Annotated in this window: 14 protein-coding genes; 4 read left to right on the top strand and 10 right to left on the bottom strand. The window is 72.3% G+C overall.

What is annotated here, in order from left to right; genetic code table 11:
* Positions 1-48 precede the first annotated feature (48 nt).
* The 3 genes from EUA94_RS16195 to EUA94_RS16185 form a co-directional block, all read right to left on the bottom strand.
* Positions 49-3,033: an AAA family ATPase gene (locus EUA94_RS16195; protein ID WP_129427928.1), complete on the bottom strand. Its 2,985-nt coding sequence runs from the start codon at positions 3,031-3,033 to the stop codon at positions 49-51.
* Entirely contained in the window at positions 3,030-4,217 is a 1,188-nt protein-coding gene (locus EUA94_RS16190; RefSeq protein ID WP_129427927.1) for an exonuclease SbcCD subunit D, read from the bottom strand. The genes EUA94_RS16195 and EUA94_RS16190 overlap by 4 nt, the downstream gene beginning before the upstream one ends.
* Before the next feature lie 64 nt (positions 4,218-4,281).
* Positions 4,282-5,109 carry a formate dehydrogenase accessory sulfurtransferase FdhD gene (locus tag EUA94_RS16185; protein ID WP_207210581.1) on the bottom strand — a complete coding sequence of 276 codons (828 nt, stop codon included), beginning with the start codon at positions 5,107-5,109 and terminating at the stop codon, positions 4,282-4,284.
* A 160-nt stretch (positions 5,110-5,269) separates the two neighbouring features.
* On the opposite strand from EUA94_RS16185, the gene EUA94_RS22220 reads away from it, so the two are divergent.
* The gene (locus EUA94_RS22220) at positions 5,270-5,410 is read left to right on the top strand and encodes a hypothetical protein (protein ID WP_165356935.1); all 141 of its coding nucleotides are present in this window, start codon (positions 5,270-5,272) and stop codon (positions 5,408-5,410) included.
* A 162-nt stretch (positions 5,411-5,572) separates the two neighbouring features.
* Positions 5,573-6,001, top strand: a complete 429-nt coding sequence (locus tag EUA94_RS16180) for an OsmC family protein (RefSeq protein ID WP_129427926.1) — start codon at positions 5,573-5,575, stop codon at positions 5,999-6,001.
* Here EUA94_RS16180 and EUA94_RS16175 read toward each other — a convergent pair.
* From EUA94_RS16175 to EUA94_RS16150, 6 genes are all read right to left on the bottom strand, one after another.
* Positions 5,988-6,716, bottom strand: a complete 729-nt coding sequence (locus EUA94_RS16175; RefSeq protein WP_129427925.1) for a peptidylprolyl isomerase — start codon at positions 6,714-6,716, stop codon at positions 5,988-5,990. The genes EUA94_RS16180 and EUA94_RS16175 overlap by 14 nt on opposite strands.
* A gap of 25 nt (positions 6,717-6,741) precedes the next feature.
* On the bottom strand, positions 6,742-7,587 hold the full coding sequence (locus EUA94_RS16170; protein ID WP_129427924.1) for an aldo/keto reductase: 846 nt from the start codon (positions 7,585-7,587) through the stop codon (positions 6,742-6,744).
* Between the two features lie 254 nt (positions 7,588-7,841).
* Complete coding sequence (locus tag EUA94_RS16165; protein WP_165356934.1) at positions 7,842-8,531, bottom strand: maleylpyruvate isomerase family mycothiol-dependent enzyme; 690 nt, start codon at positions 8,529-8,531, stop codon at positions 7,842-7,844.
* Entirely contained in the window at positions 8,528-8,737 is a 210-nt protein-coding gene (locus EUA94_RS16160) for a hypothetical protein (RefSeq protein ID WP_129427922.1), read from the bottom strand. The genes EUA94_RS16165 and EUA94_RS16160 overlap by 4 nt, the downstream gene beginning before the upstream one ends.
* 32 nt (positions 8,738-8,769) lie before the next feature.
* Positions 8,770-9,132: a DNA polymerase ligase N-terminal domain-containing protein gene (locus EUA94_RS16155; protein WP_129427921.1), complete on the bottom strand. Its 363-nt coding sequence runs from the start codon at positions 9,130-9,132 to the stop codon at positions 8,770-8,772.
* 10 nt (positions 9,133-9,142) lie between these two features.
* A complete protein-coding gene (locus EUA94_RS16150) occupies positions 9,143-10,381 on the bottom strand; it encodes an MFS transporter (RefSeq protein WP_242494923.1) in 1,239 nt (412 codons plus the stop codon).
* 40 nt (positions 10,382-10,421) lie between these two features.
* Between EUA94_RS16150 and EUA94_RS16145 the strand changes: the two genes are divergently transcribed.
* Positions 10,422-11,225, top strand: a complete 804-nt coding sequence (locus EUA94_RS16145; RefSeq protein WP_129427919.1) for an alpha/beta hydrolase — start codon at positions 10,422-10,424, stop codon at positions 11,223-11,225.
* Positions 11,226-11,228: 3 nt separating this feature from the next.
* On the opposite strand, the gene EUA94_RS16140 is transcribed toward EUA94_RS16145, so the two are convergent.
* Positions 11,229-11,642 carry a PaaI family thioesterase gene (locus EUA94_RS16140; protein ID WP_165356933.1) on the bottom strand — a complete coding sequence of 138 codons (414 nt, stop codon included), beginning with the start codon at positions 11,640-11,642 and terminating at the stop codon, positions 11,229-11,231.
* A gap of 88 nt (positions 11,643-11,730) precedes the next feature.
* Here EUA94_RS16140 and helR point away from each other — a divergent pair, with 88 nt between their 5' ends.
* On the top strand, positions 11,731-13,893 hold the full coding sequence (gene helR / locus EUA94_RS16135; RefSeq protein ID WP_207210587.1) for an RNA polymerase recycling motor ATPase HelR: 2,163 nt from the start codon (positions 11,731-11,733) through the stop codon (positions 13,891-13,893).
* Positions 13,894-13,915: the final 22 nt, after the last annotated feature.

Genomic DNA, 13,915 nt, shown 5'->3' with positions numbered 1-13,915 from the left:
CGACCGGCGTCCCCGCGGTCCGCCCGACCGGGCGGCGAGGCGGCGCAGTCAGCCGAGGGTGAGCGACGTACGGCTGCCGTTGCGGCCGCGGTGCACGCGGAGCTGGGTGGGGATCCGGGTCTGCAGCTCGGGGACATGGCTGACGACGCCCACGACCCGGCCGCCGTCGCGGAGCGTGTCGAGGGTGTCCATCACGTCCTCGAGGGTCTCGGAGTCGAGGGAGCCGAAGCCCTCGTCGACGAAGAGCGTGTCGAGGTCGGTGCCGCCGGCCTCGTCGGTGATCACGTCGGCCAGGCCGAGGGCGAGAGCAAGGGAGACCACGAACGTCTCGCCGCCCGACAGCGTCGCGGGGTCGCGGCTGTCGCCCGTCCAGTCGTCGCGTACGAGCAGGCTGAGGCCGCCGCGGGTCTCGCCGGCGCCGCGCTCACCGGAGTGGACCAGCGAGTAGCGCTGGCCGCTCATCGTGGCCAGGCGGAGGTTGGCCGCGTCGACGACCTGGCCGAGGCGGTGGGCGAGGACGTAGGCCGACAGCCGCATCTGGAGCCGGTTGTCGGGGTGCTTGCCCTCGACGAGTGCGGCCATGTCGGCCGTGAGGTCGTAGTCGGCGCGGACGGGTGCCCACGCAGTGAGCGCCGCGTCGACCTGTTCGGCCAGCCCCCGCAGGCGCCGGCCGCGGTCGCGGAGCCGCATGTCGGTCTCGCGCGCGAGCGCGGCGTCCTCCTTGGCGCGGTGGTGCTGCTGGGCCAGGGCCTCGAGGTCCGGCGGGTCGGCGGCGGCCGACAGGACCAGCGCCTCGTCGGCGAGCAGGTCCGCGACCCGGGCCGCCTCACGGTGGTGGCGGTCGATCTGCTGCTGCAGCACAGCCAGGTCGGCGTCGGACAGCCAGGCGGCCGCGGCCCACGCGGAGGAGTCGAACCCGGCCGATGCCGCGAGGGCGTCGGCGGCCTCCTGGGTGCTGGCGGCGGTGGCCCGGGCGCGGGTGAGCTCGGCGGTCTGGGCCAGGCAGTCGCGGGCGAGCTGCTCGGCCTGCTGGTGGCGAGTGGTCAGCGTGTCGAGGTCGACGCCCTCGGCGCCGACGGCACCGATCTGGTCGCGCAGCCCCTGGACCTTCGAGTCGAGGACGGCGATCTCGGTGTCGAGCCGCCCGGTCGTCGCGGCCAGCTCGTCGTGCTCCCGGGCCAGGTCGGACTGCTCGGCGGTCAGGGCCTCGACACGCGTCGCCCACGCGTCGACCGTCGAGGCCTCGCCGCGGGCTCGCTCGAGGTTGCCGAGGGCGGCCTCCTCCTCGACCAGGAGATGCTCGACCGAGTCACCGGACTCGGCGAGCGCGGCGGCCCGCTGGGTCTCCAGGCCGCGCACCTTCTGGGCATGGGCCTCGACGACGACCTCGAGGTCGTCGACCTCGCGCCGCGCTTCGCGTTCGGTGCTCTCGTCGGGGGCACCGGGAGCGGGGGAGGCGGGGGAGGGGTGGTCGACCGAGCCGCACACCGGGCAGTCGGCGCCGACGGCTAGCTTGCCCGCGATCTCGGCGGCCATCCCGTCGAGGCGCTGCTCACGAATCTCGACCAGGGTCTCGCGGGCGAGGAGCCGCGACTGGGTGGTCGCGGCCAGCGCCTGCTCGGCCATCTTGAGCTGCGTCGTCAGCGACTCTGCGGTCCGGGCCGCCCGGGTGCGGGAGCGGAGCACCTCGAGGTCGGCGGTGAGCGCCTCGGCCAGCGCCTGGGACTCGCGGGCCGCCTGGAGGCGCGGCTCGAGTGCCCCGAGCACCTGGGGGATGTCCTCGGACCGGGCCTGGATGCGGACGAGCTCGGTGGTGGCCTCGTCGCGGGAACGGGTCAGTCGCCCGAGGTGCCGCTCGAGGTCGGTGGCCTGCCGCTCGAAGGGGCGTACGCGGGCGATCTCGGTCAGCGTGCTGGTCGCCGTGCGCTGGTGCTCGGCGATCTCCTGGTCGTCGAGCGACGGCACCCCGAGCATCGTCGCGAGCTCGTCGCGGGCCGCCCTGCTCTGCTGGTCGAGCTCGCGCACCTCCGCCCGCGCGCTGACCGCGAGCTCGTGGAGGGGACGTACGCCTGCCGCGCGCTGCGCCTGCGCGACCTGGTGCAGGCGGTCGTCGTGCTGGGGCGTGGCCGCCTCCACGGCGGCGCGGGCGCGACGTGCGGCGGCATAGGTCGCGCGACGTCCGGCCAGCTCGATGCCGGCGGCGGAGGCCTCGGATGCGGCCACCTCGGCCATGGCGGCGGCATCCACCCGGAGCGTCTGCTCGACCGACGCGGTGACAGCGGAGGTGGTCAGCTCGCCGATCCACCCGCGCAGGCCTTCGGGGTCGGCAGCCCAGTCGTCGGGCGCCGAGTCGCCGGCGACCTCGCTGACCCGGCTGACCAGGTCGGCGACGCCACCCTGGTGGTCCTGCGTGGTGCGACGGAGCTGCACCCGTCGATCGCGCAGCCAGCCCTCGATGCTGTCGAAGCGACCGGTCTGGAAGACCTGCTGGAGGAGCGCCTGCCGTTCGTCTGAGCGGGCCCGGAGGAACGCCTGGAACCTGCCCTGAGGCAGCATCGCGACCTGGCAGAACTGGGTGAGCGTCATCCCGACCAGGCGGGTCACGAGGTGCCCGGTCTCGTCGAGCCGCGTGCTGAGCGGCTGCCACTCGTCGGCGCCGTCCTCGCCCGCGCGGCGCTCGGAGATGACCACCCGGGCCTGCTCGGTCGTGGTGCCGGCGCCCCGCTTCTTGGCCCGGGTCCAGGCAGGCGAGCGGTCGATGCGGAACCGGCGGCCGGACAGGGTCGCCTCGAGGACGACGCGCGGCACGACGTCGTCGTCGGCGTGGTCCGAGCGCAGTCGCTTGGCGACCGCGCGGTCACCGGGGACGTCGCCGTAGAGCGCGAAGCAGACCGCGTCGAGGACGCTGGACTTGCCGGCGCCGGTCGGCCCGCTCAGCAGGAACAGCCCCGCGTCGGAGAGCGCGTCGAAGTCGACGGTCGTGGCCTCGGCGAACGGGCCGAACGCCGTGATCTCGAGCTGGTGGAGCCTCATCCGGCTCCACCCGTGTCGGCGGTGTTGGTCGCAGCACCGACCAGCACGTCCTGGTCGGGGTCGTGGCAGCACCCGTCGACCGCCTCCTGGAGGAGCGTGGTCTCGACCTTGTTGGCCTTGGTGCCGCGCACGTGGCGTACGAAGTCGAGCGCGATGTCGTGGTCGCTGGTGCCGGACGCGGGCCGGGCCGGTGCCTTCGGGTCGACCGTCGACGCGGGGAACTGCAGCACCAGGGTGTGCGGGAACCGACGGCGCAGCTGCTCCATCGCCCGGGCGGGTCGAGGCACGTCGGACAGCGTCACCTGCACCCAGTCGCCCTCGCGGTCGGTCAGGGACGGGTCCTTGAGCAGCTCGCTGAGCTTGCCCGAGATCCGCGAGAGCCGGCGGGGGACCGGAGCGTCGATCCAGCTGGCGCTCGCCAGCCCCTTGGCGCTGAGATCGACGAGCCACGAGCCCTTCACCTGGTCGGCCTCGGAGAACGAGTAGGCCAGCGGCGACCCGGAGTAGCGCAGGCCGGGGGCCAGGACGTGGGACCCGTGCAGGTGACCGAGCGCGGTGTAGTCGATGCCGTCGAAGACGCTGGTCGCGACGCGCGAGACCCCGCCCACGCTGATGTCGCGCTCGGACTCCGACGGCTCGGCGCCGGCCACGAACGCGTGGGCCAGCACGACCGAGCGGGTCTTGGTGCGCGCGGCCAGGTCGGCGCGTACGCGGGTCATCGCCTGCGTGAGGGCGGCCTCGTGGCTGCGGTGGCTGAGCCCCCAGGGCTCCAGGAGCGCCGACGGGTCGAGGTAGGGGATCGCGTGGATGGCCACGTCGCCGAAGCGGTCCTTGAGCACGACCGGCGTGCCGACCGAGGACGCGTCGGTGCGGACGTGGACGCCGGCGAAGTCCATCAGCCGCGAGCCGAACCCGAGCCGCTGGGCGCTGTCGTGGTTGCCGCTGCTGACCACCACCTTGGCGCGTGAGGCAGCCAGCCGGGCGAAGGTCTCGTCGGCGAGCGCCACCGCGTCGACGTGGGGGAGCGCGCGGTCGTAGACGTCGCCGGAGACGACCACGACGTCGACCTTCTCCGACTCCACGACCGCGAGCAGGTGGTCGATGAACGCACCCTGGTGGCCCAGGAGGTCTTCGCGGTGGAAGGACCTCCCCAGGTGCCAGTCGGAGGTGTGGAGGATGCGCACGAGGTGACCGTAGAACGCGGCACCGACAGTCGTGGGCCACCACGCCGCCAGCGCAGATCAAGGCTCAGCAGTAGTTCACCGTACGACCGGGTGAGGTGAAGCCCCAGAGCTCGATTCCTGCCTCACGGGCCAGCCGCGCGGCGAGGCTGGTCGGTGCGCCGACCGCGACGATGGAGCCGATGCCGCTCGCCGCGGCCTTCTGCACCAGCTCGAAGCCGACCCGGCCGCTGAGGACCAGGCACGCGGCCGCCGGCGGGTCGCCGCCGAGCACGCGTGCGCCCACCACCTTATCCACGGCGTTGTGCCGCCCGACGTCCTCCCGCACGACCAGCATCGTGCCGTCGGCGTCGGCCAGCGCGGCCGCGTGGACGCCGCCGGTCCGCTCGAACACCACCTGCCGCTCGCGCAGCGCGTCCGGCAGCCGGCGTACGACGTCCGCGCCGGGGCGTACGCCGGACCAGGGTGTCGCCGAGACGATCTGCAGGGCCTCCGCCACGCTGTCCTTGCCGCAGACCCCGCAGGCCGACGAGCCTGCGGACGCGGCAACGTGGCGGTGTGGCAGGTCGGCGGCGCCGGTGAGCGTCACCGTGACGACGTTGAACTCCTGCTCGGGGTCGAGGTCGTCGTCGGTGCAGTAGGCGACCTGGCCGAGGGTGCTCGGCGACGCGAGGCCCTCGTTGACCAGCCAGCCGGCGGCCAGCTCGAAGTCGTGGCCGGGGGTGCGCATGGTGACCCAGGCGCGCCGCGGCTCGAGACCGCCGACGCGGACGCGGATCTCGAGCGGCTCCTCGGTCACCAGACGGTCCTCGCGCTCGATCTCGGAGTCGCCCGCGTGCTCGACGACGCGCGTCCTCACCGAGGGTCCGGGCCGTCTCGCGCGCTCGATCGTCACCCCTCGACCCTAGCCCGCCGGTGGCCGAGATCACGTCGCCCTCGATGCGTGGTCGGCGTACGAGGCTCCCTAGAATGTAAGAGCCGCATCGGAGCGGTTACGTCTTACACATTGCACGCTCATCACTGAGGACCGGGAGTCCTCGGAAGGACAGATCTCCATGACCACGCAGCTCCACCTCGCCAACAGCCTCGTCCACGCGCGGGCGTACTCGGCCGAGGACCGCGCCCTCCTGCGCAACGTGGAGATCGCCCGCAGCGAGGAGCGCCGCGCGCGCCGCGCCGCCCGCCGCTCCCGCTGACACCACCCGAGCTGCGTCCGACCCCCACTCGGACGCGTTGCGGCGCTGCCGCAGCACCCGACACCCTGCCAGGGCACGCTCTGGCAGGGTGTTCTGCATGAGCACCCCACGACGTTCTTCTCCTCCGCTCCGCTCCTCCGAACAACGCCGCAGGGACCCCGCATGATGGACGACCTGCGCAGCGTCGAGCTCACCCGCATCGGACCGGCCCGCTTCAAGGCCACCAACTTCCGTGGCGGCGAGACCTTTTTCGGGACCGGGGGAGAGGACCCCGACTTCACGCCCGTGGAGCTGTTGCTCGCGGCGATCGCCGGGTGCGGTGCCCTCGATGTCGAGGCGATCACCCACAAGCGGACGACGAGCACCACCTTCGAGGTCCACGCCGAGGGCACGAAGGTGCGCGACGAGCACGGCAACCACCTGGCCGGCCTGCGGGTGTCGTTCGACATCGCGTTCCCCGACGGGCCCGACGGCGACGCCGCCCGCGACCGGGTGCAGGGCGCGATCGAGATGTCCCGCGACCGGCTGTGCACGGTCTCGCGGACCGTCCAGCTCGGCGAGGACGTCGCCTACGACGTCAGCCGACCGTGACCTTCTCGATGGTGACGTCCTCGTTGGGGGTGCCTCCGCCGGCCGGGTTGGCGCCGTCGTTGCCCACGGCCGCGATCGCGTCGATGGTCGTGAGACCGGCCTCGTCGATCGTGCCGAAGACGGTGTAGCTCGGCGGGAAGTTCGAGTCGCGGAAGACCAGGAAGAACTGCGAGCCGTTGGTGTCGGGGCCGGCGTTCGCCATCGCGAGCGTGCCGGCGGGGTAGGTCTCGTCGCCGGTCAGCTCGTCGGCGAACGAGTAGCCCGCGCCGCCCGAGCCGGTGCCGGTCGGGTCGCCGCACTGCAGGATGCCGAAGCCGTCCTGGTCACCGATGCGCGGGCACGGGGTGTCGTCGTAGAAGCCCTGCTCGGCGAGCGAGACGAACGAGTTCACGGTGCAAGGCGTCGCCGCGGCGTCGAGCGAGAGGCCGATGTCGCCGAAGTTGGTGGTGATCGTCGCGGTGACGGTGCCTCCGGCCGGTGCGTCGGCCGCGGGCGGCTCGACCTCGCGCGCCGGCTCCTGGCCGTCAGCCGGGTACTCGCAGGTGGCGGTCTCGCCGCCCGCTCCCTCATCAGCCGACGCGGAGGTCGACTCCGACGGCGATGCGCTCGAGGTGTCCTCGGCAGTGACGTCCGCCTTCCCGTCGCTCTCGTTGCCGCAACCGGCAAGGGTGAGCACGGACAGGCAGGCCGCTACGGCGGCGAGTCGCTTCAGCATGTCGACGATCGTAACCAGCGGCCCGTCACATCTCCTCGTGGGTGTCCGGGTCGCCGCCGAAGAGCCGACCGTCGTCCTCGCCGAGGCCGGTGATCGCCGACATCTCCGCCTCGCTGAGCTCGAACTCGAAGACGTCGAGGTTCTGCGCCTGGCGCTGCGGGTCGCCGGACTTGGGGATCGGCAGCGACCCGAGCTGCACGTGCCAGCGCAGGATGACCTGGCCGGGGGTGACGCCGAACGCCTCGGCGGCCGCGGTGACGGCCGACTCGTCCAGCGGCGCGCGCCGCTTGCCCATCGGGCTCCACGCCTCGGTGCGTACGCCGAGCCGCTCGTGCACCGCGCGCATCCCGGCCTGCGGGAAGCGCGGGTGCAGCTCGACCTGGTTGACCGCGGGCGTGACGCCGGTGTCGTCGATGATGCGGGCCAGGTGCTCCTCGGTGAAGTTGGAGACGCCGATCGAGCGGACCAGCCCGTCCTTCTGGAGCTGCACGAGCGCGCGCCACGCCTCGACGTACGTGCCCTGCGACGGGTTGGGCCAGTGGATGAGGTGGAGGTCGGTGCGCTCCACCCCGAGGCGCTCGAGCGACCCGCGCACCGAGGCGATCGCGTCGTCGTACGCGTGGTGGCGGCCGGGGATCTTGCTCGCGACGACGACCTCGTCGCGCGGCAGGCCCGAGCGGCGGAGCGCCGCGCCGACCTCGGCCTCGTTCTCGTAGTTCACGGCCGTGTCGAGCATGCGGTAGCCGGCCTCGAGGGCGGAGACCATCGCCGACGTCCCGTCCTCGCCCCGGAGCGGATAGGTGCCGAAGCCGATCGCCGGGAGGCTGGTGCCGTCGTTGAGGACGTACGTCGGGATCGAGATGTCTGCCATGGCTCCAACGTAGGCCGTCCGCGAAGCGTCAGCGTTCGAGCCGGAGCTCCTGGGCGTCGACGTCGGCCGAGCGGCGCTGCGCGATCACGTCGCGGCCGTGCGTGTCGGACGTGTGGCGATGTGGGCGTCCAGGCGACCGCATCGTCACACGTTGGCTCGAGGGGAGGTGCTGGGCGAGTGGACCTGCCTTAACTGACATAATGTCAGTTATCGGCGATATTCGTACGCTCGAAGACCCCTTCTGGCACTGCTCCTCACGGTGTCACTGCTCCGGACAGGAGCTCCACCACGTGCGGGTCGATCTCGCGAGCCGCTTCGCGGTGCCACAACGTCCTGAGGAGAACCTCCGCCGGGGCGACGACGTCGACGGGATCGCCGTTGCCGATCACGACGCTCTCGTCGAGGTCCGAGGCCGTCAGCCGGACCGCGGTTGCCAGAGGCGTCGTACGCCCCAGTCGTACCTGACGTGGGTACAAGACGTCGACGACCTCCGCCACGCCGTCCCAGGCGAGCTCCGGGTCGATCGGCCGCGCCACGCCCAGGGCGTGCTCGGCGTCCCAGAGGTGCATGGTGACCTCGTGGACCTGGCGCCGACGCCAGAATCCGGCGGTCCTGTTGTCGCGATCCAGGGTCCAGGCGGGTGCCTCGGCCGGTCGAGCCGCGAGGACGTCGATGAGGGCCGAGGCGTGCAGGAGGTACCAGGCGGAAAGTTCGATGGCGTCGCCGGCCGGTGTTGGCGCGGGCTCGAGGCTCGGGTCGCCCTCGACGACGGCATGAGCGGCCCACTGGTGCACGCCGCCGAGGTGGTCGGTCAGGTCACGCAGCGTCCATCCCGGGCACGACGTGACCTCCCGGGCCGGGTCGCCGTGCTCGACGACCTCAGCGAACCGCTCGGCCTGCGTGCGCAGCAGGTCGAGCCAGCTGCGGTCGAGCGCCGGGCTCACGCGAACTTGCCGTACTTCTTGTGCATGGCCTGCTTGCTCACGCCCAGCATGGTGCCGATCTCCGCCCAGCTGTAACCGTGGATCCGGGCCCGGCGTACGGCCACCGCCTCGGCCGCGGCCAGCTCGTGCTTGGCGCGCGCGATCCGCATCAGCTCCGTCAGGGGACTCTCCTCCCCCGGCTCCTCGGCGTCCACGGCGGTTCTCACATCGTCAATCTTGATTGACGATCGAGGATCTGTCAACCCACGTTGACGGCCTGTTCCTTCGTCAGGTGGAGGAGCCACTGGTTGCCTCCGGTGTGGATCAGCGCGAACCGACGCACACCGTCGCGACCGTGCAGCGAGAAAACGAGCCGACGCTCGTCCCGGTCGTGCTCCTGCCACGTGCCGGTGTCGGCGATCGACTTGTGTTCGTCCTCGAAGTCGATGTGGTCCAGCTCGTGGTCGTCGACCCCGATGGCCAGCCGGTCGTGTGCCGGGTCGTCGGGCAGGCCCTTGGGCACCGCCCAGCTGCGCAGGACGCCGTGCTCCTCGAGTCGCAGGTCGAAGTGCGGGCTCGGCTTGCGGTGGTCGTGCAGCACGAAGCGCGGCTCTGCTGGCATGTCGACGACGCTACGCCGGGGCTCGGACAGCCCGGAACGACGTCGAGGCGAGCCCGGAGGCCACCAGCGCGAAGACGACCGCCGCGACCACCAGCATCGGGCGGATGCCGATCGCGTCGGCGAGCACTCCGGCGATCGGCGCGACGACGACGATCACGGCACGGTTGATGGAGCGCAGGGTGGTGTTGGTGCGGGCCTGCAGCTCGTCCGGTGTGACGAGCTGGCGATAGCTCATCTCGTGGGAGTTGCTCATGCCCATCGCGAGTCCGTAGAGGCCCTGCCCGAGCATCAGCAGGGCAATCGCTGCCGCCCGTGACGTCGGCTCCCCCGCCAGCACCATCGCGACGACGCCGCACGTGATGATCGAGTGGCACAGGATGATCGTGCGACCGGTCCCGAGCCGCCTGCCGACGGCTGTCGTGATCGTCGTCCCGACGACTGCCCCGACTCCCCCGATGGCTCCGACGAGACCGAACTGGAAGGCGGTCAGGTCGAGGGTGAGAAAGGCGTACGGAGCCAGCACGACGCCGACGATCGCGTGGCCGACGAACCAGCCGTGGGTGGCGATCGCCAAAGTGCGCAGGCCGGATCGGCCGTACGCCCAGCGCACACCCTCGACGATGTCGGCCAGGAGCCCGCGCGCCGTGACCCCGGTGCGCGTGGGTGGCTCGTCCACCTTGATCCGGCGCAGGGTGATGGCCGAGTAGAGGTAGGTGAGCGAGTCCACCAGCACCGCAAGAGGAGCCCCGATCGTGCTGACGAGCAGGCCGCCGAGCGCCGGCCCGGCCATCGACCCGACGGCGTCCGCACCGTCGACCCGGGCGTGCGCGGGCTGCAGCTGGGCCGGCTCGACCAGGCGCGGCAGGAACGACATCGTCGCGGCCATGTTGACCACAGCGGCACTGCCGTACGCGAAGACGATCACCAGCAGCGCGCCCAGCGACAGCGCGTCGAGCCACCACAGCAGCGGCACGATCAGCAGGAGCACCGCCTGGACGAGATCGGTGCCGATCATCAGTGGCAGCCGGCGACGACCATCAACGAGGGCGCCGACGACCAGACCGAAGACCAGGTAGGGCAGCCACCGCGACGCGTTGAGCCAGCCGACATCGGAGGCGGTCCCGTCGAGGGTCAGGAGCACCAGGGCCTGCAGCGCGAAGAGGGTGACGTACGTCCCGAGCGTCGACACCGCGTCGGCCCGCCAGTAGAGCGAGAAGGATCGCGAGACGAACACCCCGCTGTCGCTCACCCGGGAAGTCTCCCATCCGCGGCTCGCTAGGTTCGTCGGCATGGGACACCGCGTGCCGTTCTCGTCGTTGCCGATCGACCAGTCCGAGGTGGCGTACGACCACGGCCCCTACTCCGTGCCACGACCGGACGTCGCGCGCGGTCGTACCACGCAGTGGAAGCTGTCCGATTCGCGCGCCTATCCCGGCACCAGCCGCGAGATGTCGGTGCACGTGCCGGCGAGCGCTCCGGCAGGACCCCTGCCGGTCATCGTCTTCCAGGACGGCGCCGACTTCCTGGACCCCGGCGACGAGATGCGTGCTGCGGTCGTGCTCGACAACCTCGTGGCGGACGGGGCGATCCCGCCGGCCGTTGGTGTCTTCGTCGACCCCGGCAACCGCAACGCCGAGTACGACGCGGCTGACGCGACGTACGCCGGCTTCCTCGTCGACGAGGTTCTCCCCCGCGTCAGCGAGGTCGCGCCGATCAGCGACCGGCCGCAGGACCGGGCGCTGTGCGGGTTCAGCAGCGGCGGGAACGCGTCCTTCACCGCCGTCTGGCACCGCCCCGACGCCTTCGGCAAGGTCATCGGTCTCTCCTCGAGCTTCCCGCAGGTGCACGGCACGCCGTTCCCGCAGTGGATCGTCGACGAGCCGGTGCGCGACCTGCGGATCTTCCTGCAGGTCGGCCACCGCGACCTCGGCTGGGACGAGCCGAACGACAACTGGCTCGCTGCCAACCTCGAGGTCGGCGCCGCGCTGCTCCGCCGCGGCTACGACGTACGTCTCGTGGTCGGCGACGGTGGCCACGACGGCAACCACGGCGGTGTGCTGCTGCCCGATGCGCTGCGCTGGCTCTGGCGCTGAGCGTCAGCCGAACCGGCGGACCTGGTAGGTCCCGACCGTGGTGGCGACGACCTCGCCGCCGGCGTCGGTGAGCGTCGCCTCCAGCACGAACTCGCCCTTGCCCGTCGACAGGGCGTCGCGCCGCACGCGCGCGACCTCGTCGTCGGACAGCGACGCCGAGGCGCGTACGACGCCCAGCGCGGGCCGCCGGAACCGGATGGTCGACTCCTTGACGAGCGGCACGAAGCCCGCGAGCTCGCCGTCGAAGTCGAACGTCGCGAGGGCCAGGACACCGCCGAGCATCTCGGCCACGCTGTAGAGAGAGCCGGCGTACGTCACGCCGAAGTGGTTGACGTTGGGCTCCGGCGGCAGGTCGGCGATCGCACGGCCGGGAGCGACCTCCACGACGCGGATGCCCATGGCCTCCAGGATCGGCACGGACCCCACGCCTGCCTCCACTCCCAACGTATAGGCCATCAGGGGGCTTGCCGCAAGGCCCCGGTGGTCCTTCACACTGCACGGCGTGATGCCGCACGACACCGCTCCCTTCGCCCTTCCCGACACCCTCGCCGCCAAGTTCGACCCGGCGCTCATCGACCAGGACCGTGCCCACTTCCGGGCCATCGCGACCAGCCTCGAGCACGCGATCGCCGAGCTCGGGGCGAGCCTCGCCGAGACCCGCAGGGGCACCGCCCGCTACGGCACGGCGGCCCTCGAGCGCGACCAGGAGGTGCACCGCCAGACCGCTCGTCTGCGTGCGCTCCGCCGCTTCGACCTCGACCTCTGCCTGGGCCGGATCGTCCACGAGGATGGCGCAGAACCGACGTACGTCGGGCGCTTCGGGCTCGCCGACCCGGACGGCCGGCGGCTGCTGGTCGACTGGCGCTCGCCCGCGGCCGAGCCGTTCTTCGCCGCCACCCACGCCCAGCCGTACGGCCTCGTGAGCCGCCGCCGCTACCGCTGGACCGGCGGCCGGATCGTCGACTACTGGGACGAGGCGTTCACCGAGGAGGGTCTCCGCCACACCGCGGCGCTCGACGACCAGTCCGCGTTCATCGCCACCCTCGGCGGCAGCCGTACGCCCCGGATGCGCGACGTGCTCGGCACGATCCAGGCCGACCAGGACGCCATCGTCCGCGCGGGCTCCCGCGGCGCGCTCGTGGTCGACGGCGGTCCGGGCACGGGCAAGACGGTCGTCGCGCTGCACCGCACGGCGTACCTCCTCTACGCCGACCCGCGACTCGGGCACCGACGCGGCGGCGTCCTGTTCGTGGGGCCGCACCAGCCCTACCTCGCGTACGTCGGCGACGTGCTGCCCAGCCTGGGCGAGGAGGGCGTGCAGACCTGCACCATCCGGGACCTGGTGCCCGAGTCGCCCGCTGCCGTCCCCGAGCCCGACGACCGCGTCGCCGCGCTCAAGGCCGACGCCCGGATGGTCGCCGCGATCGAGCCCGCTGTCGCGCTCTACGAGGAACCACCGACCGAGTCGCTGCTCGTCGAGACGCCGTGGGCAGACGTCCGGATCACCGCCGCGGAATGGGCCGAGGCGTTCGATGCTGCCGATCCCGGCACGCCCCACAACCTCGCCCGCGACGACGTGTGGGAGGAGGTGCTCACGATCCTCACGGACAAGATCGACTCGGACGAGCTGTCGGCCGATGACGTCCGGTCCGTCCTGGGCAGGCATGCCGGCCTGCGCGACACCTTCGACCGCGCCTGGCCGCTCCTCGAGCACACCGACGTCGTGGGTGATCTGTGGACCGTCCCGGCCTACCTCCGCCGGTGCGCACCCTGGCTCGAGCCCGACGAGGTGCAGGCGCTGCGCCGCGCCGACGCGGAGGCATGGACGTACGCCGACCTCCCGCTGCTCGATGCCGCCAGGCTGCGGCTGGGCGACCCGGAGGCCTCGCGGCGCCGACGGCGTACGGAGGCCGCCGAGGCCCGCGAGCGCGCCCGGATGAGCGAGGTGGTCGACGACCTGCGCACCACCGCTCGCGAGTCGGGCGCAGACGAGTTCGGCGACGGTCTCGTGTCGATGCTCGTGCACGACGACCTGCGGACCGCTCTGGTCGATGACGGGGCGTTGCCGACGGCCGACCCCGACCTGCTGGCCGGTCCGTTCGCCCATGTGGTGGTCGACGAGGCGCAGGAGCTCACCGACGCCGAGTGGCAGATGCTGCTGCGGCGCTGTCCGTCACGCAGCTTCACCATCGTCGGCGACCGCGCCCAGGCCCGGCACGGCTTCGCCGAGTCGTGGACCGACCGGCTCGAGCGCATCGGGCTGCCCGGTGTGACCGTCGCTCCCCTGACGGTCAACTACCGCACGCCGGCCGAGGTGATGGCCGAGGCGGAGCCGGTGATTCGCGCCGTGCTGCCGGAGGCCAACGTGCCGACCTCGATCCGCGAGAGCGGCATCCCGGTGCTCCACTCCCCCGCGGCCGACCGCGACGCGATCATCGAGGAGTGGCTGGCAGCGCACGCTGACGGCACGGCGGTCGTCATCGGCGATCCGACGTACGTCGGCGCGCCGCGCGTACGCTCGCTCGCGCCCGAGCTGGCCAAGGGCCTCGAGTTCGACCTGGTCGTCCTCGTCGACCCGGACCGCTGGGGTGACGGCGTCACCGGCGCCGTGGACCGCTACGTCGCGATGACGCGGGCGACCCAGCGCCTGGTCGTGCTGACGTCATGAGAATCTTGGGTGCGAACCTCGC

The organism is Nocardioides zhouii (assembly GCF_004137345.1).
Classification (GTDB): Bacteria; Actinomycetota; Actinomycetes; order Propionibacteriales; family Nocardioidaceae; genus Nocardioides; species Nocardioides zhouii.
This window is presented reverse-complemented; position numbering and strand designations above follow the sequence as displayed.